A 25,247-nucleotide genomic window follows, 5' to 3' on the forward strand; every position below is an offset into this window, starting at 1 on the left:
CCGGGGCGGCGGGTGGCCGGCCGATGTGTGCGGGAGAGCCTGTTGCGGCACGGCATAGGCTGTGCCCAGTAGCCAGAATCAGCCAGGGAGCACCGCCATGACGTCAGGTCGGCACGGGCTGGGGGCACCTCCCGGCCCTCAGGCCGCGGGCCACGCCGCGCCACCGAACTCGGCCTATGCCGGGCAGGTCGTGCACTTCCCGGATCCGGTGCGGGCCGCCCGGTATCCGCGGGGGGTGCCGGTGGACGGGCGCGGGTTCCCGGACTTCTCGTCGTACGCGCGGGCGGCGGCGGAGATCGCGGAGCCGCCGGAGGGCTTCGGCGTGGACGAGCTGCGGCTGACGGACTATGTGTCGGCGAACGTGGCGCTGCACGCCGAGGGGCACGAGCTGTGGGAGGACGTGCCGTCGGTGGCGACGCCGCACGGCTGGACGTGGCACCACGTGGCGGGTACGCGGCGGATGGAGCTGGTGCCGGTCGACGTGAAGGCGCTGCTGCGGCATCACGGCGGGCTGGCGACGGCGTCGGTGGATCACGGCAGGCGCGGTACGCGGCCGTTGCAGGACACCCGGCCGGTGCATTTCGGGCTGCCGCACCGGGAGCTGTCGGTGCCGGAGGAGCAGGTGCAGCAGGCCGAGGAGTCGCTCGGGTACCGGCTGCCGGGTGCGTACCGGGCGTTCCTGAAGGCGGCGGGCGGCTGCGCGCCGGTGGGTGTGGGGCTGCACGCGGATCTGGGGCTGCTGGTGGACCAGCCGTTCTTCACGGTGCGCGACGAGGCCGCGATGAACGATCTGGTGTACGTCAACAAGTGTCTGCGCGATCACTTCACCAAGGACTACCTGGGGGTGGGGTTCGTGCAGGGCGGGGTGATCGCGGTGAAGGTGCGGGGGGACGCGCCGGGGTCGGTGTGGTTCTGCGCGTACGACGACGCCCGGGACCGGGACGGCCGGCCGGTGCAGGAGCGGTCGGAGCGGCTGCTGCTGCCGTGCGGCGCGGATTTCGACGACTTCCTCCAGCAGTTGGCGGGCAGTCCGCCGGAGCTGGAGACGGTGGCGAACCTGATGGTGGACGGCGGCTTCGCGCGTGCCGTTCCGGTGGAGGGGTGAGGCGCGGTGGTGACGTTCGCGCAGGCGCAGGAGCGCGCGGAGCGGTGGGTCAACGGTGATGTGCCGGGTCCGTTCCAGCGTGAGGTACGGGTGCGGGAGTTCGAGCTGGGGTTCGTGGCCTGGGCGGAGGACCGTGAGGGCGGGCCGAGGACGGACGGTGGCCGGTCCCGGTTGGTGATCGCGCGGGACAGCGGGGAGACGACGCTGTGGCCGGGGCTGCCGGTGGGCGAGGTGATCCGGCGGTACGAGGAGGAGTACGGCGCGGTGGCGGACGCCGCCCCGGCGGAGGCGCCGCCGCAGCGGATCGACCTGGAGGCGACGTCCTTCCTGCTGACACCGCCCGAGTGGTTGCAGGAGGCGGCGGACCAGATCGGGCTGGGGGACCGGCGGTCGGGGGAGACGGCCGCGGGGGCCGCCGGAGCCGCGGGGGCTGCTTCCGTACAGGACGAGCAGCCCGTGGACGACCGGCCCGTACGGGACGAGCAGCCCGTACGGGACGAGCAGCCCGTGCAGGACCGGGTGCCGGAGGGGGCCACCCCCTGGTCCGGTACCGACGTCCGGGCGGACGAAGGTGGTGACGACCGTTCGGTGGGGCTGCCGGAGACCGTCTTCGCGCCGCCGCTGGCCGGGTTCGACGAGGAGGACACGCCGCCGCCGAGCGCGCGGCCGGAAGCCAAGACCGAACTGCTCGCGGGCGGCAGTCAGTTGCCGAAGACGATGCTGGCGCCCGCGGTCGAGGAGCCGGCGGGCGGCGGGCCGGTGCCGCCGCCGATGCCGTCGTCGCCGCCCGGTCCGTCCGCCGGGCCGATGCCGCCCGCCGACACGGCCGGGCTGGCCGATCTGCCGCCGCCGTCCGGGCCGCCGGTCGCCGATGTGCCGCCGCCACCCGCGTACGCGGGCCCCGGTGGCGGGTCCGGTGCGCCGGGCGGTTCCGAGGGTCCCGGCGTGCCGCCTCCTCCGCCGTCCGGGCCGCCGGTCGGCGGGGTGCACGCGGCGGCGACGATGCTGACCGACGGCTCGGCGCTGCCCGGGAACGCGGGCGGTCCGCCGCCGCCTCCCGGTGTGCCGGGTGCCCGCGACGAGGACCGCGACCGTACGGACGCGGGGGCGCCGGGCTCCGAGGCCGGTTCCCGGGCCGGCGCCAAGGGCGGCGCGCAGCCGCCTGCCGCCGCGCCCGCGGGCGGGTACATCCCGACGCAGCTCGTCTCGCAGCTGGACGCGGACGAGGTGGACCTCAGCGCGGTGGACGGTCCGGACGCGTCGTCCCCCAAGCCGGAACAGCGGCCGGAACAGCAGCCGGAGCGGAAGCCGGAACAGCAGCCGCGGCCGGGCCCGCCCGCGCCGCCTTCCGGTGGTGTGCACGCCGCCGCGACGATGCTCGCCGGTGACGCCGCCCTCCGTCCCGAGGCGGGCGGCCCCGGCGTACCGCCGCCCGCCGCGCCCCCCGCCCCGCCGAGCGCCCCCAAGGCGTCCGGCGCGTCCGGCAAGCCGGCCGGCCAGTCGTCCGGCCGGCCGTCCGGTTCCGCCGACGCGGGTGGTCCGCCCCCGCCGCCGTCCGCCCCGCCCGGCGGCGGTGTGCACGCGGCGGCGACGATGCTCGCGGACGGCGCGGGCGGTCCGGCCGCGCCGGGTCCCGGCATGCCGCCGCCCGCCGTTCCGGGGCCGCCCGTACAGCAGGCGCCCGGTGTGCCGCCGGGCGCGGGCGCGGGCTCGTACGGCTATCCGCAGGCGCCGTCCGGGCAGCCGACGGTGGGTCCCGGTTACATGGCCGTACTGAGCTACCGGGCGCCGGACGGTTCGGAGCAGAAGATCGTGCGGCGTTCCGCGCCGGGCGCGCCGCATCCGGAGTGGCAGCTGCTGCACGAGCTGCGCGGTATGAACGTGCCGCCGCAGCAGGTGGTGGAGCTGCACACGGAGCTGGAGTCGTGCGATCTGCCGGGCGGGTACTGCGCGCGGATGGTGCGGGAGACGTGGCCGCAGGTGCGGATCAGCCACACCGCGCCGTACGGGACGGAGCACGCGTCGCGGCAGCAGGGCATGCGTCATCTCCTGGCGCACCAGGGGGAGTTGCACCAGGTGGCGGACGGTCCGGCGCGTCCGGCGCCGGTGCGGGTGCCGTTGCCGCACCCGTCGCAGGTGCAGCCGGTCCCGCCGGTGCCGCCGCAGGTCCTCGGGCAGGAGCTGGAGCAGTCGTTCGGGCCGCAGGGTGTCTTCCGGTTCGACCAGCGGGCGGTGTCCCGTCAGGGCGTGCCGGACGTGGTGGCGCAGACGCTGGTGTGGGCCGGGCTGCCGGTGGACTTCGGGCCGTTCTTCTGGGCGCAGGCGCAGCCGGGCCGTCCGGTGCCGACGCTGGCGGAGCTGGCGGTGGAGCGCGGGGTGCGGCCGGCGGCGGACGCGGGTTCGTACCTGGTCATGGGCAACGACTTCGGGCGTCAGCTGTGTGTGCAGTACGGGACGGCGCACATCGTGGCGGTGCCGTTGGAGGCGAGTCCGAGCGGCCGGCCCGTGGTGCCGCAGTTCGTGAACAGCGGGCTGCCGGAGTTCGTGCGCTGTCTGGCGATGCTGGGCCGGATGTGGCGGCTGCGGTACGGGCTGACGCCGGAGCAGGCCGGGCGCTGGACGGTGGATTTCCAGGCGCAGCTGGTGGCGCTGGACGCGCCCGCGCTGGGGTCGCCGGAGACCTGGTGGTCGGTGCTGCTCGAACAGATGTGGGACGGGCTGCTGTAGGGGCGGGTCACCCGGTGTGCCGCCGGTGGCGGCGCTCGACCTGCGGGACGGCCGGGTGACCATGATCCTCTGTATATGGGTCAGCCGTCCTGGTCATCGCCGCCGTCGCCAGAGGGGACGACGGCGCTGTACCGCGCGGGGCGGCGGGGGCGCCGACCGCGCGGGCGGCGCCGGGTGTCCTGGCCCAGGCGGGTCGCGCTGGTGTTGTTGGTCCTGGTGGTGCTGGTGGTGGCGGGCGGGGTGGCGCTGTACGTGTGGGCGGGCGGTCAGGTGCGCCGTACGGACGCGCTCGCCGACTACTCCGGCCGGCCGTCGTCCGGCAAGGGCACGAACTGGCTGCTGGTCGGTTCGGACAGCCGGCGGAGCCTGACGCCGGAGCAGCGCGAGCGGTTGCACGTGGGCAACGAGGAGGGCCTGAACACCGACACGATCATGGTGCTGCACCGCGGGGACAGCGGTCCGTACCTGGTCAGCCTGCCGCGGGACAGTTACGTGGCGGTGCCGGGGCACGGCCGCAACAAGATCAACGTGGCGTTCGCGGAGGGCGGCCCGAAGCTGCTGACCCGTACCGTCGAGCAGGCGACCGGGCTGCGGATCGACCGGTACGCCGAGGTCGACTTCCTGGGTTTCGTGCGGGTGGTGGACGCGCTCGGCGGTGTACGGATGTGCCTGGACGAGCCGCTGAAGGACGAGAAGTCGGGGGCGGACTTCCGGGCCGGGTGCCAGGAGATGGACGGGGTAAGGGCACTGGCGTACGTACGGGCGCGCTATGCGGACCCGGAGGGCGACCTGGGCCGGGTGCGGCGGCAGCGGCAGCTGATCGGCGCGCTCGGCGACGAGATGCTCGGGGCGGGGGTGCTGCTGAATCCTTTCGCGCTGGTGCCGGCGCTGGACGCGGTGCTGTCGGCGTTGACGGTGGACCGGCGGGCTGGTGTGCCGGACCTGGCGCGCCTGGGCCTGTCGATGAAGGACATCGCGGACGGCGAGGGCGCGGCTACCACCGTTCCGGTGGCTCGTCCCGGGGTGGACCTGGCAGGTGTCGGAGATGTGGTGGAGTGGGACGAGCAGGGAGCACGGCGACTCTTTTGGGCTCTTCGCGAAGATGTCCCGATTCCGACTTCTGGCAACAATTAACGCATCCTGGAGCATTGAGAGGGGCGGAGTGTCGCGTAACGGTCGCTTCGGATCGATCCAGAAAGATGTGCGCACAATCGCGCCGCACGCCGGGAAGGGGCTTGAGGGATGAGTGCATCGGTTTCGCCTCACGGGTTCGAGATCGTACGAGGGCGTGGCTACCGTCCCGAGGACGTGGACCGGCGGGTGGAGGGCCTCTCCATCGACCGCGACTCCTGCTGGGAGCGGGCGGCGCGGCTGACGGTCCTCGCCAACGAGATGACGGCCGAGCTGGCGGAGCTGCGGGAGTACGTACGGCAGCTGCCGCCGCAGACGTACGAGTCGCTGGGCGACCAGGCGCGGCTGATACTGACGACCGCGGAGTCCGAGGCGGCGCGGCTGCGCAAGGACGCCGAGGAGGCGGCCGAGCGGGCGCGCGAGGAGGCCGAGGCGTACGAGCGGCAGATCACGGAGGCCACCGACCGGGCGGCCCAGGAGCTGCGTGACGAGGCCGAGGACTGGGCGCGGCGCCGGGTGGCGGCGGCGTGGGCCGAGGCGGACGCCATCGAGGCGGCGGCGGGCCGGGACGCCGAGCAGTGGCGGTCCGAGGCGGCGGAGGCGCTGCGCCAGATGGAGCGGCGCACGGCGCAGATGCTGCGGGACCAGGAGGAGGAGCAGACCGAGCAGTGGGACGCGCTCGGCCGGGACCTCGCCGCGCAGGAGGCCGACCTCGAACAGCGGGTGGCGGAGCTGGAGGAGCTGGGCCGGGCCAAGGTCGCCGAGGCGGAGCGGTTCCGCGCGGAGGCCGAGGAGGCGGCGCGCCACCGGGACGAGGACGCCGAGGCGCGCGCGGCCGACCTGCTGGCGCAGGCCCGTATCGAGGTCGAGCGGATCGAGCGGGCCACGGAGCGGATACTGCGCGAGCACGCGGACCGGCGCGAGAAGGTGCGCGAGCACATGACGCATGTGCGCAACACCCTCGCCGCGCTGACGGGCAAGGCCCCGGACGAGGACGAGCCGGCGGACGAGGCGGGCGCGGTGGAGGGCGCGGGGGCCACCTCGCACGCGGAAGGCGGCACGGTGCTGCTGGAGAAGTCCGGCGGTGCGGCGGAGGACGCGCCGGACGCCGGAGCCGGAACGTCCGGCGGCGCGGCCGTGCCGGAGGAGGCCGCTGCGCCGTCCGACTCGCGGGCGCCGGTGGACCCCGACAACGAGGACACGCTGGAGAACCGGCTGCCGCGCCCGCCCGAGCAGCAGTGATACGCGGCCTGGGGCGGGCGGGGAGGGGCGCGGGCGCCGAGGGGCGCCCGGTCCTTCTCCGGCGGCCGCCCTGACCGGCGTTCCCGGCCGTCAGCCCTCGCGGCCCTTCCCGCGGGTGTTCTGTACGGCCGTACCGGACGCCGCTTCCCCGTGCACCGGGAAGCGGCGCGGCGCGAGCACCAGCAGGATCAGGAAGGCGAGGGCGGCGGCGACCGCGGCGCCGATGTAGACGTGCTCGACGGTGACGTCCACCGCGCGCCGCAGGTAGTCCGCGGCGCGGTCGGTGAGGGCGCCCGCGCGGGCCAGGGCGTGCGAGACGGAGTCGAGGTCGCCGGGCAGGCCGGGCCGGATGTCCGCGGGCGCGTCGGCCAGCCGGGCGTTGAGCGTGGCGTTGGCGACCGCGCCGAAGAGGGCGGCGCCGACGCACTGGCCGACCTGGCGGCAGAAGAGGATGGAGGCGGTGGCGGTGCCGCGCTCCTCGAAGCCGACCGACGACTGCACGCCGATGATCAGCGGCAGCTGGAAGATCCCGAGGGCGGCGCCCAGCGCCAGCATGATCAGCGCGGGCTGCCAGGCGGCGCCCGGGTAGGGCAGCAGCGGGAAGGCGAGCAGGATCAGCGTGGCGGCGCCGACGCCGGTCATGGCGCAGGCGCGGATGCCGATGCGGTTGTAGACATGGCTGCTCAGGGCGGAGGAGACCGGCCAGCTCAGGGTCATCGCGGAGAGCACGAACCCGGCCGCGATGGGGCCCAGGCCCAGTACGGCCTGGGCGTAGGTGGGCAGGAAGACGGTCGGCGCGACCATGAGCAGGCCGACGGCGCCGAGCGCGAGGTTGACGGCCGAGATCGTACGGCGGCGCCAGACCCAGCCGGGGATGATCGGCTCGGCGGCGCGGCGTTCGATGGCGACGGTGGCGGCGGCGCACAGGGCGCTGCCGGCGAACAGCAGCAGCGAGGGCCCGGAGAACCAGGGCCAGGCGACGCCGCCCTGGACGAGCGCGGTCAGCAGCAGGCCGCCGCAGGCGAAGACGGCGAGCGCGCCGGGCCAGTCGACGCGGGGCCGCCGGTCGCGTTCGCGCGCGGGCAGCGATTCGCGGAAGTGCCGTACGACGAGCCACAGGGCCAGGACGCCCACCGGCAGGTTGACCAGGAAGATCCACCGCCAGTCGGCGTACGCGGCGAGCAGCCCGCCCAGGCCCGGCCCGGCGACCGCCGAGGTCGCCCACACGGTGGACAGCCTGGCCTGGATCCTGGGCCGCTCCTTCATCGGGTACAGGTCGGCGGCGATGGTGTGGACGGTCCCCTGGAGGGCGCCGCCGCCGAGGCCCTGGAGGACCCGGAAGGCGATGAGGGAGCCCATGTCCCAGGCGCCCGCGCACAGCAGCGACCCGACGAGGAAGACGATCACGCCGGTGACCAGGATGGGCTTGCGGCCGAAGGTGTCGGAGAGCTTGCCGTAGACGGGCAGGCTGACGGTGACGGCGAGCAGGTAGCCGGAGAAGAGCCAGGAGAAGACGGCGAAGCCGCCGAGGTCACCGACGATCTGCGGAACGGCGGTGGCGATGATCGTCGAGTCGAGGGCGGCCAGCGCCATACAGAGCATGAGCGCGGCGACGATCCGGCCGCGGTTGGGGGGTGCGGGGGCGCCGGGGGTGCGGGCGTCGGGTGCGGACGCCGGGGCCGGGGCGCCTGGCGCACCCGCCCCGGCCCCTGGCCCTTCTGCCTCGGACGGCGGCTCACCCGCCCCGGATATCGGCGCGCCGTCCGCCGCCCTCCCCGCCGCCTCGCCCGCGTCCTCCCCCGCGTGCCCCGTTTGTCCCACGCGCCTCGTGTGCCCTGCATGCCCCGTGTGCGCTGCGCGCCCCGCGCGTCCCGCGCCGTCCTGTCCCGTTCTGCTGCGGCTCACGTGCCCATGCCCCCCTCGGCTGTTCCGTGTACGTAACACCCTTCCACGTGGGCGCGGTATCCGGAACGGGGCTTCGCGGCGGGCCGCCCCCCGGCGGCCGGGGCAAGTGGAACGCGGGTGTCGGTGGGGAGTCGTACTCTTGTTGAAACCCGGCCCGTCACACGTGCCGGGCTGCTCGCGTTGTTCGCCTCACCAGGACGGGAAGCCCTAGATCTCATGAGCCTGACTGGTCTGCTCGACGCCGTCGTCCAGGACCCGGCGCTCGCCGAAGCCGTGCGGGCCGCGGGCGACGGCAACCGTCCCCATGTGGACCTGGTGGGCCCGCCGGCCGCCCGTCCCTTCTCCATCGCCGCGCTCGCCCGCCGCAGCGGCCGTACGGTCCTGGCGGTGACCGCCACCGGCCGCGAGGCCGAGGACCTGGCCGCCGCGCTGCGCTCGCTGATGCCGTCCGGCGAGGAGAACGCGGTCGTGGAGTACCCCTCCTGGGAGACGCTGCCGCACGAACGGCTCTCGCCGCGCTCGGACACGGTCGGCCGCCGCCTGGCCGTACTGCGCCGACTGGCCCACCCGAGCCAGGACGATCCGACGGCGGGCCCGGTCTCGGTCGTCGTGGCGCCCATCCGTTCCGTACTCCAGCCGCAGGTCAAGGGCCTGGGCGACCTGGAGCCGGTGAGCCTGCGGTCCGGGCAGACGGCGGACCTGGAAGAGGTGGTGGACGGGCTGGCGGCAGCCGCCTACGCCCGCGTCGAACTGGTCGAGAAGCGCGGCGAGTTCGCGGTGCGCGGCGGCATCCTGGACGTCTTCCCGCCGACCGAGGAACACCCCCTGCGGATCGAGTTCTGGGGCGACGACGTCGAGGAGATCCGCTACTTCAAGGTCGCCGACCAGCGCTCCCTTGAGGTCGCCGAGCACGGCCTGTGGGCACCGCCGTGCCGGGAGCTGCTGCTGACCGCCCAGGTGCGGGCGCGCGCCGCCGACCTCGCGGAGCGGCACCCGGAGCTGGGCGAGCTGCTGGGCAAGATCTCCGAGGGGATCGCCGTCGAGGGCATGGAGTCGCTGGCCCCGGTGCTGGTCGACGAGATGGAACTGCTGCTGGACGTCCTGCCCGAGGGCAGCATGACGGTGGTGTGCGATCCCGAGCGGGTGCGCACGCGCGCCGCCGACCTGGTGGCCACCTCGCAGGAGTTCCTGCAAGCGTCGTGGGCGGCGAGCGCCGGTGGCGGGGAGGCGCCCATCGACGTCGGCGCGGCTTCTCTCTGGGGCATCGCGGATGTCCGGGACCGGGCGCGCGAGCTGGGCATGATGTGGTGGACGGTGAGCCCGTTCGCCGCCGGTGAGGAGCTGGACGGGGACACCCTCAAGCTGGGGATGCACGCCCCGGAGACGTACCGCGGCGACACGCAGCGCGCGCTGGCCGACACCAAGCGCTGGGTCGCGGACGGCTGGCGTTCGGTGTTCGTCACAGAGGGGCACGGACCGGCGGCCCGTACGGTCGAGGTGCTGGGCGAGGAGGGCATCGCGGCCCGCCTGGACCCGGAGCTGGGCGAGCTGGCGCCGTCCGTCGTCCACGTCTCCTGCGGCTCGGTCGACACCGGCTTCGTCGACCCCGGCCTGAAGCTGGCGGTGCTGACCGAGACGGACCTCACGGGCCAGAAGGCGGCCAGCAAGGAACTGGGCCGGATGCCGGCCCGCCGCCGCAAGACCATCGACCCGCTCACCCTCCAGGCGGGCGACTTCATCGTCCACGAGCAGCACGGCGTCGGCCGCTACATCGAGATGGTGCAGCGCACGGTCCAGGGCGCGACCCGCGAATACCTGCTGGTGGAGTACGCGCCCGCGAAGCGCGGCCAGCCCGGCGACCGGCTCTACATCCCCACCGACCAGCTGGAGCAGGTCACCAAGTACGTCGGTGGCGAGGCGCCGACGCTGCACCGCCTCGGCGGCGCCGACTGGACGAAGACCAAGGCGCGCGCCAAGAAGGCCGTCAAGGAGATCGCCGCCGACCTGATCAAGCTGTATTCGGCGCGGATGGCGGCACCGGGCCACGCCTTCGGCCCGGACACCCCCTGGCAGCGCGAGCTGGAGGACGCCTTCCCGTACGCGGAGACGCCCGACCAGCTCACGACGATCGCCGAGGTCAAGGAGGACATGCAGAAGTCCGTCCCGATGGACCGGCTGATCTGCGGCGACGTCGGCTACGGCAAGACCGAGATCGCCGTGCGGGCGGCGTTCAAGGCGATCCAGGACGGCAAGCAGGTCGCGGTGCTGGTGCCGACGACACTGCTGGTGCAGCAGCACTTCGGCACGTTCACCGAGCGGTACGGCCAGTTCCCGGTCGCCGTGAAGGCGCTCAGCCGCTTCCAGACGGACACCGAGGCCAAGGCGGTCCTCGAAGGACTCAGGGACGGCTCGGTCGACCTGGTCATCGGCACCCACCGCCTCTTCTCCTCCGAGACCAAGTTCAAGGACCTGGGCCTGGTCATCGTCGACGAGGAGCAGCGCTTCGGCGTCGAGCACAAGGAGCAGCTCAAGAAGCTGCGCGCCAACGTGGACGTGCTGACGATGTCGGCCACGCCCATTCCCCGTACGCTCGAAATGGCGGTCACGGGCATCCGCGAGATGTCCACGATCACCACCCCGCCGGAGGAGCGGCACCCGGTCCTGACGTTCGTGGGACCGTACGAGGACAAGCAGATCGGCGCCGCCATCCGCCGTGAACTGCTGCGCGAGGGCCAGGTCTTCTACATCCACAACCGGGTCGAGTCCATCGACCGGGCGGCGGCCCGGCTGCGCGAGATCGTGCCGGAGGCCCGTATCCGCACCGCCCACGGGCAGATGGGCGAGGCGGAGCTGGAGCAGGTCGTGGTCGACTTCTGGGAGAAGAAGTTCGACGTGCTGGTCTCCACGACGATCGTGGAGTCCGGCATCGACATCTCCAACGCCAACACCCTCATCGTCGAGCGTGGCGACAACTTCGGACTGTCCCAGCTGCACCAGCTGCGCGGCCGGGTCGGCCGCGGCCGCGAGCGCGGTTACGCCTACTTCCTCTACCCGCCGGAGAAGCCGCTCACCGAGACCGCCCACGAGCGCCTGGCGACCATCGCGCAGCACACGGAGATGGGCGCGGGCATGTACGTGGCGATGAAGGACCTGGAGATCCGCGGCGCCGGAAACCTCCTCGGCGGCGAACAGTCCGGGCACATCGCGGGCGTCGGCTTCGACCTGTACGTACGGATGGTGGGCGAGGCCGTCGCCGACTACCGGGCGTCCCTGGAGGGCGGCGTGGAGGAGGAGCCGCCGCTGGAGGTCAAGATCGAGCTGCCGGTGGACGCGCACGTCCCGCACGACTACGCGCCCGGCGAGCGGCTGCGCCTCCAGGCGTACCGCGCGATCGCCGCCGCGTCCTCGGAGGAGGACATCGCGGCGGTCCGCGAGGAGCTGACCGACCGTTACGGCAAGCTGCCCGAGCCGGTCGAGAACCTTCTGCTGGTCGCGGGACTGCGGATGCTCGCCCGCTCCTGCGGCGTCACGGACATCACCCTCCAGGGCTCCAACGTCCGCTTCTCCCCGGTCGAACTGCGCGAGTCCCAGGAACTGCGCCTCAAGCGCCTGTACCCGCGCACGGTCCTCAAGCCGGCCACCCGCCAGGCCCTGGTGCCGCGCCCGACCACGGGCAAGATCGGCGGCAAGCCGCTGGTCGGGCGGGAACTGCTGTCCTGGGTGGGGGAGTTCCTCACGTCGGTCCTGGGCTGAGCGGGGGCGGGGCGGCGGATCGGCGGCCGCCCCGCCGGCGCCGGGGTGGACGCGCACCGGACGCGGGACACCGGGCACGGGGCACCGGGCATGGGGCACGGGGCACCGGGCATGGGGCACGGGATGCCGGGCACGGGGCACCGGGCGGCGGTTTGACCTGCCTTCCGCCCGATTCAGGCACCTTGGTGGTGACCAGTGGGAGATATCGCTCTATCTTCGGGATGCCCCGTGCGCCTCACCGGCATCGCGCGGGGCGCTTCCTCCTGCTGATTCCTCACCGAACTGGACGTTCCCACCGTGATAAGACCCCGCCGCGCCGCCCTGTCCGCCGCCTCCCTGATCACCGCGGCCCTGGTCGCCCTCTCCGGCTGTACGCCGGACGGCGGTGCGGACAAGGGCGGCGCGGCGAGCCCGTCCGCGACGGCTTCCGCCTCGGCCTCCGCCACGCCTTCGCCGTCCGAGAGCGCGAGCCCGAGCCCGAGCGCCACGCCGTCGTCCGCCGCGCCCACGCCCGAGGCCGCCGAGCCGCCCGCGCCGACGCGTAAGACGCACCGGTCCGGCGGGGGTTCGGACTCCGGGTCCGGTGGCTCCGGTTCGGGTGGGTCGTCCTCCGGCGGGTCCGGCTCCGGCGGATCGTCCTCCGGGGGCTCCGGTTCCGGTTCGGGTGACTCCGGCTCCAGCGCGTCGGGCGGGGTGATCCTCGCGCCGTCCGGCAACCACTACCGCCGCGGCCAGTTCTGCAAGAAGGCCCACCTCGGCCTGACCACGAAGGACGCGCACGGCGCCACCCTCACCTGCGCGATGGAGAGCGGCCGCCCGCACTGGCAGTGAGCCGCGCGGCCCGGCCCGCCCTCACACCACGTGGGCGGCGATCAGCCGGGCGCAGGCGGCCGGGCCGGTGTCGGTGGTGTCCACCTCGACGTCGTAGGCGACGCCCCGGTGGACCAGTTCGGCCTGGGACGCCGCCATGCCGGTGATCCGGTCGCCCCGCGCGGCCTCGCGCGCGGCGGCCGTCTCCGGGGCGCAGCGCACACCGACCCACAGCACCGACAGGCCCTTCAGCGTGCGGCGCCAGCGTTCCTGGCCGGCGCCGCCGTCGAGGAACACCTCGTCCAGGAGGACGCCGGTGCCCGCGCGGGCGGTGGCCGCGATGCCCTCCTGCCAGTCGCTCTGCAGGGCGCGGAAGACCGGTCCGACGGTGATGCTGCCGTCGGGCGCGAGGCCGAGGCCCGGCGCGGTGGCGGACGCCTCCGGTGTGACCAGCGACGGCGGCAGGGACTCGATGAAGGCGTCGACGCCGAACGTCAGCCAGGGCCGGGGCAGGATCTCCTGGAGCTGCCGGACGAGGGTCGAAGTGCCGGAGCTGGAACCGCCGTTCAGGACGACGACGTCGGTGCGGGTGCGGGCGGGGGTGCGTGGGTGGCCGGTGGTCATCCGGACAACGTACGCAGCCGGGCCCGGCCCTGTCCTCCGTAATTACGCGGCCGGGGCCGCGGGCGGATCATGAGGTCGGGACCGGTTGGGAACACGCCGCCCGGACCGGGGGCGGATCACGTGGTCACAGCCGGCCCATCCGCTGGAGAACCGTCACGTCACCGGCGGTGCCGACGATGCCGTAGACGGCCCGCGGGTGGCGCTTGCGGGCGTCCTCCAGGGCCTGTTCGGCCTTGCGGTCGTCGTGCAGTTCCACGGCGATGTAGTCGGGGGCGATGCCCCGGGTGTCCCCTATCCAGAAGACCCGGGCGCGGTCGGTCAGCCGGGAGATGGGCCGTATGTCGGCCTCGACCGTGGCGCCGTCGGGGATACGTTCCAGCAGGTGTTCCGCGGCCGTCGCCGTGGGCGGCTTGCGGTAGGTGCCGGCCTCGGTCAGGCGGGCCAGCGGGAGGGTGGTGCTCAGGGCCAGCGCGGCGGCCAGTACGGCGGCGGGCAGGTGGTGGGCGTACGAACGCACCCAGGGGCGCTCGGAGACCAGCGTGCGCGGCAGGGCGTCGGCCAGGGCCAGGAAGACCACCGGCATCAGGACGGCGTTGTAGTGCCAGTCGATGCCCCAGTAGTGCGGCTCGTGGGAGATGAAGCGCCAGCCGAGGGTGGGCAGCGCGGCCAGCAGCAGGGGGGAGCGCAGCGCGAGCAGCCCGGAGGTGGGCAGCAGGATCCACAGCAGGGTGCGCAGGGCGGTGTCGAACGGGATGCGCGGGGTGGGCCCGTCACCGCCGCCGCCGATCTTGTTCCAGTAGTCGTACGAGCCGGAGCCGTTGAAGCCGGGGATGATCACGCCGAGGGTGACGGCGGTGGCCGCCAGCCCGAAGACGACCAGCCCGACGGCGAGCGGCACGGCCTGCCGCGCGCGTACGAGGATCAGCGCGCCGATGACGGCCGCCGTCACCCCCAGGTCCTCCTTGACCAGCACGAGCGGAGCCGCCCAGCACACCGCCGCGGTCCAGCGCCCGCGCAGCACCGCTTCCAGCGCGAAGGCGATCAGCGGTACGGCGAAGGCGATCTCGTGGAAGTCGAAGTCGACGGCCTTCTGCAGGCCCCAGGACAGTCCGTACGCCACGCCGACGGCCAGGCCGCGGCCGCGCCCCAGGAAGCGGACGGCGGTCCGGGTCACCGGCACGGCGGACAGCGCGAAGAGGAACGCCTGCGCGCACAGCAGGGTCAGCGGGCCGGGGAAGATGCGGTAAAGGGGGGCGAGGAGGGCCAGGACGGGGCTGAAGTGGTCGCCGAGGATGTTGGTGCCCGGCCCCTTGAGGTCGGCGACGGGCGCCCGCAGATGCGCGTAGGCCCGTACCGCCTGCTCGAATATCCCGAGATCCCACGAGGACGTCGCCATCGCGCGAAAGCGCAGGCCGGAGACGGCGAAGAAGACGATGAAGAGGGCCCCGGCGGTCCAGTACGGGACGGACCGCGGGGCGAACAGGGCGGCGGTACGGGTGCGGAGCCGGCCGGGGGCGGGGCCGGCGGCAGGGGCGGGCCCGGCCCCGGCGACGGGCTGGGCAGGGGCCCTGCCGCCCGCCGCGGTTGCTGTGGCCGTGTCCATGCGCGTCCTTACTCTCAACTTCCGAAAAGATATCCGAGGCCGACGAACCGGCCGGTATTGCCGCCTTGTTTGAGATGGGATGTCCCTCTTGCTCCGGATACGGACTGCCGCGTTGCCTCGTGTACGGAACCTGTCCCGCGTACGGATTCGGTCCCGCGTACGGGCCCTGTCCCGTGCGCAGGCTCCGTCCCGCGTACGGAACCTTCCCCGGGCAGGGGCCCGGCCCCTCGCGCGGGCCCGGCCCCGCGATGGCGCCGTCGCCGCTGCCGGGCTGGCCGCGCTCCTCGCCCTCACCGGCTGTACGCCCGGCGGCGGCAAGGGGGTCGGTACCGGGGGAGGCGGCGGGGAGCCGGCCGCCGGGGGCACCGCGCTGAACGCCGTCGCGTCCCTCACCGTCAAGGGCCGCGCCCCGAAGACCGGTTACGCCCGCGACCGCTTCGGCGCCGCCTGGGCCGACACCGACGGCAACCACTGCGGCACGCGCGACGACATCCTCAAGCGCGATCTGACCGCGGTGCGCTTCACCGACGGGCACTGCAAGGTGGCGTCCGGGAAACTGGCCGACGACCCGTACACCGGCCGGGCGGTGACGTACGAGCGCGGGCGCAGCAAGGTCGACATAGACCATCTCGTGGCACTGTCGGACGCGTGGCAGAAGGGCGCGCAGCAGTGGCCGGGACGCAAGCGGGTCGCGCTCGCCAACGACCCGCTGAACCTGATCGCGGCCGACGCCTCCGCCAACCGGCAGAAGGGCGACGGCGACGCGGCCACATGGCTGCCGCCGAACAAGGCGTACCGCTGTGACTATGTGGCGCACCAGGTGGCCGTGAAGAAGAAGTACGGGCTGTGGGTGACGCAGGCGGAGAAGGACGCGATGACGGGCGTGCTGAAGGGGTGCCCGACGCTGAAGCTCCCGTCGGGCGGCGCTCCTACGGAGGCGCCGGAGCGGTTCGCGGCGAAGTAGGCCGCCTTTCGGGGGCGGAGATGCGCGACAGGCCGCCGGCCCGGTTCCGCGTGCTGCGGTTCCGGGCCGGCGGCCTGTCGGTGTACGGGTGAGGCCCGTACCCGGGGTGCCGGGCGGCGGGCGCCCGGCCGGGGGCATGGCCCCCGCCCTCAGAGCGTGAGCTGCCAGTGGGTGCCCTTGTGGTCGAAGCCGGGCCGGACCTCCACGTCCAGGGTCTTCGCGCCGGCCGGCACGTCGAAGGCGAAGTCGGCGGTGGCGGTCTTGCCGGCCGTCAGGGTGCCGTTGAAGCCGGAGCCGACCTTGCTGTCGTAGATCCGCTCGGCGGTCTTGCCGTCCTTGCCGGCCCGCGCCTCGACCATCACCAGGTCGCCGGCCACCTCCTTGCCGCCCTTGTTCTCCAGGCGCACGGTGACCTTGTACGACTTGTTGCCCTTCTCGTGGCCCACCGCGATCTCGTCGGCCTGGTACGCGCTCGGCTTGGAGACGGTCACGTTCAGGCCGGTGCTGTAGACGGCGGTGGCGCCGCCCTTGTAGTCCTTCGCGGACGTGCCGCCGCCCTCCTTGGGCTTGGCCTCCGCGCCCTCCAGGGCCTTGTCGACCTCCTTGTTGACCTCCTTCACCGCCTGGTCGACCGCGGTGACCGTGATCACCAGGCCGACGGCCGAGGCGATCAGCGCCAGGACGCCGAGGATCGTGCCGGTGACGGCCACGCCCTTGTTGGTGGCCTGTCCCCGCCTGGCCCGGCCGAGCCCCACCAGTCCGAAGATCAGGGCCAGCAGGCCGAGGATGCCGGCCAGCCAGAAGAACAGCGGGATCAGACCGCTGAGCAGGCCGATGAGGCCGAGGACGAGCGCGGCGATCCCCAGCCCGTTGCGGGCGGCCTGCTGCGGCGGCATGCCCATCGGAGCCTGCGGCGCGTGCGGGTGGTGCATCTGGTGCGACATGGAGATACGGCCCCTTCCGGGCGCTGGATCGGTGGATCGGTGAAGCGGTGGAGCGTCTGCGTCGGTGTGCGGCGGTGCGTCCGTGTGCGGCGGCGCACCGCGCACGCCGGAGTGAGCCGGCGCCTCCGTGAACCGGTGGTGCGGTGGGTCAATAACAGCATCTGCTGTGAACCGAGTCAACACGGTTCACAGGTTCAAGCCGATTCACTCCGTGAAGTCAGTGATGCCGCGTTCGTGGGTATGCTCGGCGCCACAGCAGGGCAAGCGGGTCAGGGGCGAGCGGACGGGAGCCGGCCAGGTGGCGGAGCAAGCAGCAGCGGAGCACGCGACGGAGGTGACCGCCGCCGGCATCGCGCGGCTGGCCGGGGTGGGCCGTGCCGCGGTCAGCAACTGGCGCCGCCGGCACGCCGGTTTCCCCAAGCCCGTCGGCGGTACGGAGACCAGCCCCACCTTCGCCCTCGCCGAGGTCGAGCAATGGCTGCGCGAGCAGGGCAAGCTCGCCGAGGTGCCGCTGCGCGAACGGGTCTGGCAGCAGGTCGTCTCGCACCCGGCCGGCGCCGCCACCGCCCTGCGGCACGCCGGTGCCGTCCTGCTGTTCGTCCGCGACCGGCCCTCCGCCTGGCGCCAGCTGGACCACGCCGCCAACGACGTCGAGCTGGCCGGCATGCTGCCCGCCATCCTCGAATCGGTCCTCGCCGCGCACCTCGGCCGCCACCACCCCGTACACGGCCTGACCCGCGACGCCCTGCTGCCCTCCGCGGCCCTCGTCCGGGCCACCGCCGGACTCGCCATCGAGGGAGGCGACGACGGCGGCGCCGACGGGAACGGTGCCGACGGGAACGGCGCCGTCCCGGCGTTCGAGTTCCTGCTCGGCCGCCACCTGGACGCCAACCCCCGGCAGTACACGCTCACCCCGCCCGGCCCGGCCGGCCTGATGGCCGCGCTGGCCGGCGCGCCCCGCAGCGTCCTGGACCCGGCGTGCGGCACCGGCGGCCTGCTGGACGCCGCCGAAGGCGCCGAGGAGCTGTACGCCCAGGAGGCCGACCCCGACCTGGCCGCGCTCACCGCGCTCCGGCTGGCACTGCACGCCCCCGGCGCCCAGGTGCGCGTGCACGCCGCCGACACCCTGCGGGCCGACGCCTTCCCGCAGCTGGCCGCCGACGCCGTCCTCGCCCACCCGCCGTTCAACGAACGCAACTGGGGCCACGACGAACTGGCCTACGACCCCCGGTGGGAGTACGGCTTCCCGGCCCGTACGGAATCCGAACTGGCCTGGGTGCAGCACGCGCTGGCCCGGCTGCGCCCGGACGGCACCGCCGTCCTGCTGATGCCGCCCGCCGCCGCCTCCCGCCGTTCCGGCCGCCGCATCCGCGCCGACCTGCTGCGCCGCGGCGCCCTGCGCGCCGTCATCGCCCTGCCCGCGGGCGCCGCGCCCCCGTACGGCATTCCGCTGCACCTGTGGGTGCTGCGCAGGCCCGGCGCCGTCGCGCAGCCCTCGCCGCACCTGCTCGTCGTCGACACCGCCGCGCTCACCACGGGCGGCGCCCCCGGCCGGGACAACGTGGACTGGCAGGCCGTACGGGCCACCGTGCTGGAGGCGTGGGAGGCCTTCGACCGGGACGGCGGCGTCGAGGAACAGCCCGGTGTGCGGCGGACGCTGGCCGCGATCGACCTCCTCGGCGACGACGTGGACCTCGCGCCGGCCCGCCACCTGCCGCCCCCGCCGGCCGCCGGCGGCCCCGCCGAACTGGCCCGGGTGCGCGACCGGCTGACCGGCACTCTGGCCCGTACGGCCGAGCTGACCCCCGACCCGGCCGCGGCCCCGCAGTCCCCGCCCGCGCGCTGGCCGCTGACCACCGTCGGGGAACTGGCCCGCGCCGGTGCCCTCGTGCTGCGCGCCGGCGGCCCCGGCACCGCCGCCCCGGACGCCGCCCCCACCGTCCTCACCGAACACGACGTCATCGGCGGCACGGCCCCCAGCGGCTCGCTCCCCGAACAGGCCGGGTCCACCGGGCCCGCCGAGGAGCCGGTGCTCGTCGCGGCGGGCGACGTGGTGGTGCCCGTACTGGGTGGCGGCGCCGTCGCCCGCGTCGTGGACGAGGCCACCGCGGGGGCCGCCCTCGGCCGCAACCTCTTCCTCCTGCGGCCCGACCCGGCCGCCCTCGACGCGTGGTTCCTCGCCGGGTTCCTGCGCGGCACCGCCAACACCCGGCAGGCCAGCAGCTACGCCTCCACCGCCACCCGCCTGGACGTGCGCCGCCTCCAGCTCCCGCGGCTGCCGCTGGCCGAACAGCAGCGCTACGGCCGGCGCTTCCGCGAACTGGCCGCCTTCGAGGAGACCCTGCGCCTCGCCGCCCGCCTGGGCGAACAGCTCGTACAGGGCCTGCACGACGGCCTGACGGAGGGCTTGGTCACGCCCGGCTGATTTCCTACAACCCCGGCGGCGTCAGCGGTGTCGTATATACGCTCGATCACACGCAACCGCAGTATGTTCCCGGCGCCGCACCCACCGCACCGCGCCGGGCCTTGATCCGTCAGGAGCAGTAATGCACGGCCCCGTTACGGCCCCACCGCCGCACCGTCCCGCCTCGCGCAGCACGGTCGTCCTGCTGCGGGTGGTCTTCGTGGCGGTGGCCGTGCTCAGCCTGGGCTTCCTGGCCTGGGTGACGCTGCTGCGCGCTGCCGTCGTGCAGCGCCGCCCGCTGGGCTGGTGGGTGTTCGGCGCGGACCTGGCGCTGTTCGCCGGCGCGGTCGTCCTGGCCGGAGGGCGGGACGAGAACTCCTGGCAGGTCAACACCGGTGCGGGCCTGGTCGTCCTCCAGATGGCCGCGGCCGTGACGTACTACCTCGTCGTCGACGTGCGCGCGTACCGCGTCGCGCCCGGCCGGCAGGCGTACGGGCCGCCCGGCGCGGGCCCGGCGTACGGCGGCCCCCCGGGGGCGGGCCCGGTCCCGGCCGCCATGCCGCACGCCCCGAACCCGTACACCGGAGTCCAGCCGCCGTCCCAGCCGCCACGGCAGGCCGCCGATCCGCTGCCTCAGGACTGGCCCTACGCGCAGACCCGCACACAGGGCTCCTTCCAGCCCCACCCCCAGCCCCTGGCCCATCCCGCCCCGCAGCCGCAGCCCGCCGCCCCGTACGACCCGCCCGCCGCCCCGTACGGCGCCCAGCCGCAGCGCATCGACCAGGTGCGTGCCGAACTGGACGAGCTGAGCGACTACCTCCGCAGGGAGGAAGGGCGTTGAACGGCCGCGTCGTCGCCGAGCGCTACGAACTCTCCGCACTGCTCGGCCAAGGCGGCATGGGCCAGGTCTGGATCGCCTACGACCGCCGCCTCGACCGCCGGGTCGGCGTCAAGCTGCTGCGCCCCGACCGGGTCTCCGGCACGCCGGACGCGGAGGAGATGCGCCGCCGCTTCGTGCGCGAGTGCCGGGTCACCGCGCAGGTCGACCACCCCGGCCTGGTCACCGTCCACGACGCGGGCAGCGACGGCGACGACCTGTACCTGGTCATGCAGTACGTCGAGGGCGCCGACCTCGCCGACCACCTGGCCGAGCACGACCCGTACCCGTGGCAGTGGGCGGTCAGCGTCGCCGCCCAGCTGTGCGCCGTGCTGGCCTCCGTACACGCCGTGCCGATCATCCACCGCGACCTCAAGCCGCGGAACGTGATGGTCAGGCCGGACGGCACCCTCACCGTCCTCGACCTCGGCATCGCCGCCGCCCTGGACACCGACACCACCCGCCTGACCCACACCGGCTCGCCCATCGGCAGCCCCGCCTACATGGCGCCCGAGCAGGCCATGGGCGGCACCGTCGGCCCGTACACGGACCTGTACGCACTCGGTGTGCTGCTCCACGAACTGCTCAGCGGCGAGGTGCCGTTCGCCGGCTCGACCGCGCTGGGCGTGCTGCACCGCCATCTGTACGAGCCGCCGGTCCCGGTGCGCAGGCTCCGCGCCGACGTGCCCGAACAACTGGAGGCGCTGGTGCTGCGGCTGCTCGGCAAGGACCCGCAGGAGCGGCCCGCCGACGCCCAGGAGGTCTACCAGGCGCTGGTGCCGCTGCTGCCCACCGCGTCCCAGGGGCGGGCCGGTACGGGCGCGCCGATGGACCCGACCCGGCCGTTCCTGCACCCGCACGCGCCGTGGCCGGTACGCGCCGCGGCCCCGGCCGTACCGCCACCGGCCTTCGCACCGCCGCCCGCCTTCGCGCCGCCGGGCGCCGATCCGCGCGTGTCCGGGGTGGGCGCCGACCCGCGCGTGTCCGGGGTGGGCATCGACCCGCGCGTGTCCGGGGGCGGCGCCGACCTGCGGACCTCGCGGCCGGGTGCGGACCCGTGGGCCTCGGGGACGGGTGTCGACCCGCGGACCCCAGGGGCGGGCGCCGACCCGCGAAGCTCCGGAACGGGCGGCGGCCCCGATGTCGCCGCCGCCGTGGACGAGGTCAAGCGCCTCCTGGACCAGGGCCGCATCACCCACGCCGTGGACATCCTCGGCGGCATCCTGCCGGCCGCCGCCGCCCGGCACGGCGCGCACTCCCCGGTCGTACGGACGCTGCGCAAGCAGTACGCGGCCACGCTCATGGACGACGGCCAGTACCGCCGGGCGCTGCCCGAACTTCGCGCGCTGGCCGAGGAGTTCGCGCGCGACAGCGGGCCGGGGGCGGCGCGCCAGGCGCTCCAGTTCCACTACGAGGCCGCGCAGTGCCTGGAACAGCTGGGCGAGGTGACACAGGCGCTGGACGAGTACCGGGCCCTGCTGCCGCACTTCGAACGCTATCCGGACGACCCCATGCGGCCCCTGGAGATCCGCCGCTCCATCGGCCACCTGCTGCTCGCCCTCGGGGAGCGCGGCGCCGCCCACGAGGCGCTGTCCCGCCTCCTGTACGACGCGGAGCGGCTGCACGGCCCGCACGGCGCCTTCCCCGCGGAGGTCCGGCGCACGCTGCACTGGCTGGGCCAGGTCCGCGGCTGACCCCGTACGCACCGGCGTACCTTCAGGAGAGAACAGGAGAGAAACCGCCTTCCGGGCAACTCGTTGTGCGAATCGGTGGCCTGGATCACGCGGACTCTTTAGCATCGGCATCGATCAACGCCGGACCAGGAAGACAGGCAGGAAAAGCCGCACCGCCGCCGCACCGTTGTTGCACCCCGCCAGGAGGCTTGATGTTCCGCCGTAGGACCGCGCTTCCCGTTTCCGCCGCCGCCGCGCTGCTGGCCGCCGCCCCACTGCTGACCGCCTGCGGCACGGAGGCGCACCCCGGTGCCGCGGCCGTCGTGGACGGGCAGCGGATCACCGTCGCGCAGCTCCAGTCGCGGGTCCGGGACGTGCGCAGCGCCCAGGAGAAGTCGCCGCAGGCCGCCCAGCTGGTGGAGAACTCCGGCAGGCTGGGGCCCGCCACCCTGAACGGCATGATCTTCGACCGGGTCCTGGAGCGGAACGCGAAGGACGCCGGGGTCACGGTCTCGCGCGACGACGTGCAGAAGTGGCGCGCGGCGGCCGAGCGCAGCGCGGGCGGCGCGGAGCGGCTGAAGCAGATGTGGCTCCAGCAGGCCATCGCGCCCGGTGAGATCAACGCCGTGGTCCGCAACCAGCTCCTGCTGGACGGTATCGCCAAGCACATCGGCGCCGACCGCGGCCAGCCGCAGGGCCAGCAGCGGCTCGCCACGGAGCTGGCCAGGACGTCCCGCAAGATGGGCATCGACGTCAACCCGCGCTACGGCAAGTGGGACGACGGCCAGGTCATCCTCGGCCGGACCAAGGAGCCGTGGGTCAAGGACGTGTCCGGCGCGGCGGAGCAGCAGCAGACCTGAGCGGGGCCGGGGGAGGGCGGACCGTGCGCGTGCGGTCCGTCCCGCCCCGGCCGCGCGGACCGTGCGTGTGCGGCCTCGCCCCGGCCGCCCGAACCGTGCGTGTGCGGCCTCGCCCCGGCCGCCCGAATCGTGCGCGTGCGGCCCCGCCCGACCGCGCGAACCGTGTGCGTGCGGCCCCGCGCCCCGGCCGCCCGAACCGCGTGCGCAGCACCGCCCCGGCCGGCCCGTCGCGCCCCCGGTCCCGTGCGGCGTTGTCGGTGCCGTGCGTTACGTTCGTCGGGTGAACGCTGACGCCACCGCCGCCCCCGGCGCGCCGGACACCGCCCCCGGCCGCCTGGTCCTGCTCACGACCAGCCACCGGGTCGCGCCCGGCCTGCTGTCCTGGCCCGCGTGGCAGACGCTGCGCGCCGCCGACCGCGTGCTGTGCGCCGACGACGCCCACCCGCAGCTCCCGTATCTGCGCGAGGCGGGCATCGCGGTGGAGCGGGCCGTGCCCGGCGCCCGCGAGCTGGTGGAGTTCTGCCGTGACGGTGGCCGTACGGCGGTCGTCATCACCTCCGCCGACGGGGACACCGAGCTGACCGACGGCCTGGCGCGGATGGCCGGCTCGGGCCGGGAGACGATGCCGGACCTGGAGCTGCTGCCCGGTTCGTACGACCTGCCGGGCGCCCGCCTGCTCGACCTCGTGCAGGTCATGGACCGGATCCGCCGCCAGTGCCCGTGGAGCGGCGTGCGCACCCACGAGGACCTGGCGAAGTACGGCATCGAGGAGATGTACGAGCTGGTCGAGGCCATCGAGGAGGGCGACCGGGAGGCGCTGCGCGAGGAGCTGGGCGATGTGCTCCTCCAGGTCGTCTTCCACGCCCGGATCGCCCAGGACGACCCGGACGGGCCGTTCTCCGTCGACGATGTGGCGGCCACGCTCGTGGACAAGCTGATCCGCCGCCATCCGCACATCTTCGGCGAGGAGGCCGCGCACACCCCGGAGGACGTGAAGGCGCACTGGCTGCGGGAGAAAGCGGCCGAGAAGCAGCGCGCCTCGGTCACCGAAGGCATTCCGCTCGGCCAGCCCGCCCTGGCGCTGGCCGGCAAGCTGGCCTCCCGGGCGCGTACGGCCGGCATCGACGCCCTCCCGCCGGGGGAGGGCGTCGGGTACGAGCTGCTGGCCCTCGCCGTACGGGCCGAGGCGTCCGGCACGGACCCGGAGACCGCGCTGCGGGCCGCCGCCCGCACCTACCGGGACGCGATCCGGTCCGCCGAGGAGGCCGCCTCCGGCGCCGCGGACTGAGCCCCGGCGGGCCCGGGCCGCCCGTCGCCGCGGTGCCGCAGCCGCTCGGCCGTCCAGACGGCGGCGACGGCCGCGCTCACCGCCGCGCCCACGGCGCACACCCCGCCCCAGCCGGCCGCGCCCCACACCGCCGAGGTGAGCGCCGAGCCGACCGCGCCGCCGACGAAGTAGCTCGTCATGTAGGCGGAGTTGAGGCGGTTGCGGGCCTCGGGCCGCACCGCGTAGACCAGATTCTGGTTGCTGATGTGCACGGCCTGCACCGCCGCGTCCAGGACGATCACCCCGGCCAGCAGGGCGGCCAGCGCCCAGGGGCCGCCCGCGCCGCCGGCCGCCAGCAGCGCCCAGGAGCCGAGCAGCAGGAACCCGCCGAGGCCGGTGACCCGGTGGGCCAGGCCCCGGTCGGCCAGCCGCCCGGCGACCGAGGCGGACAGCGAACCGGCCGCGCCCACCAGGCCCAGCAGCCCGATCGCCGATTCCGGCCACCCGTAGGCGGGACCGGACATCAAGAAGGCCATCGCCGTCCACAGCACACTGAACGCGGCGAAGGACAGCGCGCCCAGCGCGGCCCGCCACCGCAGCACCGGTTCCTGTACGAAGAGGGCGAGCGTGGAGCGGATCAGCGCGGGGTAGCGCAGCCCGGCGCCGGTGTGCAGGGCGGGCAGCCGCAGTCGCAGCAGGACGGCCATCAGCAGCATCAGTCCGGCGTTGACCCAGTAGACGGTGCGCCAGCCGCCCAGGTCGGCCAGCAGCCCGGCCGCCGTACGGGCCAGCAGAATGCCCAGCAGCAGCCCGGTCATGACGGTGCCGACCGTACGGCCGCGCTCGGCGGGCGCCGCCAGGGAGGCCGCGTACGGGACGACGACCTGCGCGGCGACGGAGGCCAGACCGGTGAGCGCGGTGCCGGTCAGCAGCAGCGCCCCGTTGGGCGCGCTCGCCGTCACGGTCAGGAAGACCGCGGTGGCCGCGCACAGGCACACCGCCAGCCGCCGCCGCTCCAGCAGGTCGCCGAGCGGCACGAGGAACAGCAGCCCCAGGCCGTAGCCGACCTGCGCGACGGTCACCACCAGGGCCGTGGCGGCGGACCCCATGTGCAGGTCGCGGCCTATGACGTCGAGCAGGGGCTGGGCGAAGTAGTTGCCCGCGACCGACAGACCGGTCGCCACGGACATCAGCAGCAGCGTGCCGCGCCCCAGCCCGGGCCGCCCCCCTTCCTGCGATTCCTGGGAAGGCATCAGAACCCTTTCCGCTCGACGCGGCACCCCGGTGGTGCCGCTCCGCCCCTCAGCTTCCGCGGCACCGGCCGATGAGTCCAACACATGGTTGTCATCCCATCCATC

The 25,247-nt window shown here is 74.5% G+C and carries 17 protein-coding genes; 12 read left to right on the forward strand and 5 right to left on the reverse strand.

Annotation, left to right across the window (positions count from 1 at the left end):
• The first annotated feature begins 97 nt into the window (after nucleotides 1-97).
• From CP973_RS05060 to CP973_RS05075, 4 genes are all read left to right on the forward strand, one after another.
• Nucleotides 98-1,105, forward strand: coding sequence for an SMI1/KNR4 family protein (locus tag CP973_RS05060; protein ID WP_150237922.1), 1,008 nt, complete (start codon nucleotides 98-100; stop codon nucleotides 1,103-1,105).
• Nucleotides 1,106-1,111: 6 nt separating this feature from the next.
• A complete protein-coding gene (locus CP973_RS05065; protein WP_150237923.1) occupies nucleotides 1,112-3,832 on the forward strand; it encodes an SUKH-4 family immunity protein in 2,721 nt (906 codons plus the stop codon).
• Nucleotides 3,833-4,006: 174 nt separating this feature from the next.
• Nucleotides 4,007-4,966 carry an LCP family protein gene (locus CP973_RS05070; protein WP_150237924.1) on the forward strand — a complete coding sequence of 320 codons (960 nt, stop codon included), beginning with the start codon at nucleotides 4,007-4,009 and terminating at the stop codon, nucleotides 4,964-4,966.
• A 108-nt stretch (nucleotides 4,967-5,074) separates the two neighbouring features.
• Nucleotides 5,075-6,205 (forward strand): coiled-coil domain-containing protein, encoded by a 1,131-nt coding sequence (locus CP973_RS05075; RefSeq protein WP_244409284.1) that lies wholly within the window; start codon nucleotides 5,075-5,077, stop codon nucleotides 6,203-6,205.
• A gap of 90 nt (nucleotides 6,206-6,295) precedes the next feature.
• Here the strand turns inward: CP973_RS05075 and CP973_RS05080 are convergent, their stop codons facing one another.
• The gene (locus CP973_RS05080; RefSeq protein WP_150243163.1) at nucleotides 6,296-7,957 is read right to left on the reverse strand and encodes an MFS transporter; all 1,662 of its coding nucleotides are present in this window, start codon (nucleotides 7,955-7,957) and stop codon (nucleotides 6,296-6,298) included.
• Between the two features lie 369 nt (nucleotides 7,958-8,326).
• On the opposite strand from CP973_RS05080, the gene mfd reads away from it, so the two are divergent.
• Nucleotides 8,327-11,863 (forward strand): transcription-repair coupling factor, encoded by a 3,537-nt coding sequence (gene mfd / locus CP973_RS05085; RefSeq protein WP_150237926.1) that lies wholly within the window; start codon nucleotides 8,327-8,329, stop codon nucleotides 11,861-11,863.
• Between the two features lie 297 nt (nucleotides 11,864-12,160).
• A complete protein-coding gene (locus tag CP973_RS05090) occupies nucleotides 12,161-12,694 on the forward strand; it encodes a hypothetical protein (RefSeq protein WP_150237928.1) in 534 nt (177 codons plus the stop codon).
• A 21-nt stretch (nucleotides 12,695-12,715) separates the two neighbouring features.
• Here CP973_RS05090 and CP973_RS05095 read toward each other — a convergent pair whose 3' ends face one another.
• Together CP973_RS05095 and CP973_RS05100 are read right to left on the reverse strand one after the other, a co-directional pair.
• Entirely contained in the window at nucleotides 12,716-13,297 is a 582-nt protein-coding gene (locus tag CP973_RS05095) for a chloramphenicol phosphotransferase CPT family protein (RefSeq protein ID WP_150237930.1), read from the reverse strand.
• 124 nt (nucleotides 13,298-13,421) lie between these two features.
• Entirely contained in the window at nucleotides 13,422-14,900 is a 1,479-nt protein-coding gene (locus CP973_RS05100) for a DUF2079 domain-containing protein (RefSeq protein ID WP_150237932.1), read from the reverse strand.
• Nucleotides 14,901-15,171: 271 nt separating this feature from the next.
• On the opposite strand from CP973_RS05100, the gene CP973_RS05105 reads away from it, so the two are divergent.
• A complete protein-coding gene (locus tag CP973_RS05105; protein WP_244409741.1) occupies nucleotides 15,172-15,864 on the forward strand; it encodes an HNH endonuclease family protein in 693 nt (230 codons plus the stop codon).
• A gap of 149 nt (nucleotides 15,865-16,013) precedes the next feature.
• Here CP973_RS05105 and CP973_RS05110 read toward each other — a convergent pair whose 3' ends face one another.
• Nucleotides 16,014-16,808, reverse strand: coding sequence for a DUF4190 domain-containing protein (locus CP973_RS05110; RefSeq protein WP_150237936.1), 795 nt, complete (start codon nucleotides 16,806-16,808; stop codon nucleotides 16,014-16,016).
• 334 nt (nucleotides 16,809-17,142) lie between these two features.
• Between CP973_RS05110 and CP973_RS05115 the strand changes: the two genes are divergently transcribed.
• From CP973_RS05115 to CP973_RS05135, 5 genes are all read left to right on the forward strand, one after another.
• Nucleotides 17,143-19,233: an N-6 DNA methylase gene (locus CP973_RS05115; protein ID WP_150243165.1), complete on the forward strand. Its 2,091-nt coding sequence runs from the start codon at nucleotides 17,143-17,145 to the stop codon at nucleotides 19,231-19,233.
• Between the two features lie 121 nt (nucleotides 19,234-19,354).
• The gene (locus tag CP973_RS05120) at nucleotides 19,355-20,053 is read left to right on the forward strand and encodes a DMT family transporter (RefSeq protein WP_150237938.1); all 699 of its coding nucleotides are present in this window, start codon (nucleotides 19,355-19,357) and stop codon (nucleotides 20,051-20,053) included.
• Nucleotides 20,050-21,783 carry a serine/threonine-protein kinase gene (locus tag CP973_RS05125; RefSeq protein WP_150237940.1) on the forward strand — a complete coding sequence of 578 codons (1,734 nt, stop codon included), beginning with the start codon at nucleotides 20,050-20,052 and terminating at the stop codon, nucleotides 21,781-21,783. The genes CP973_RS05120 and CP973_RS05125 overlap by 4 nt, the downstream gene beginning before the upstream one ends.
• 191 nt (nucleotides 21,784-21,974) lie before the next feature.
• Entirely contained in the window at nucleotides 21,975-22,622 is a 648-nt protein-coding gene (locus tag CP973_RS05130; RefSeq protein WP_150237942.1) for a SurA N-terminal domain-containing protein, read from the forward strand.
• Nucleotides 22,623-22,902: 280 nt separating this feature from the next.
• Complete coding sequence (locus CP973_RS05135; protein WP_150237944.1) at nucleotides 22,903-23,910, forward strand: nucleoside triphosphate pyrophosphohydrolase; 1,008 nt, start codon at nucleotides 22,903-22,905, stop codon at nucleotides 23,908-23,910.
• On the opposite strand, the gene CP973_RS05140 is transcribed toward CP973_RS05135, so the two are convergent.
• Nucleotides 23,856-25,142: an MFS transporter gene (locus tag CP973_RS05140; RefSeq protein WP_150237946.1), complete on the reverse strand. Its 1,287-nt coding sequence runs from the start codon at nucleotides 25,140-25,142 to the stop codon at nucleotides 23,856-23,858. The genes CP973_RS05135 and CP973_RS05140 overlap by 55 nt on opposite strands.
• Between the last annotated feature and the right edge of the window lie 105 nt (nucleotides 25,143-25,247).

The organism is Streptomyces albofaciens JCM 4342, assembly GCF_008634025.1.
GTDB classification, from domain to species: Bacteria; Actinomycetota; Actinomycetes; order Streptomycetales; family Streptomycetaceae; genus Streptomyces; species Streptomyces albofaciens.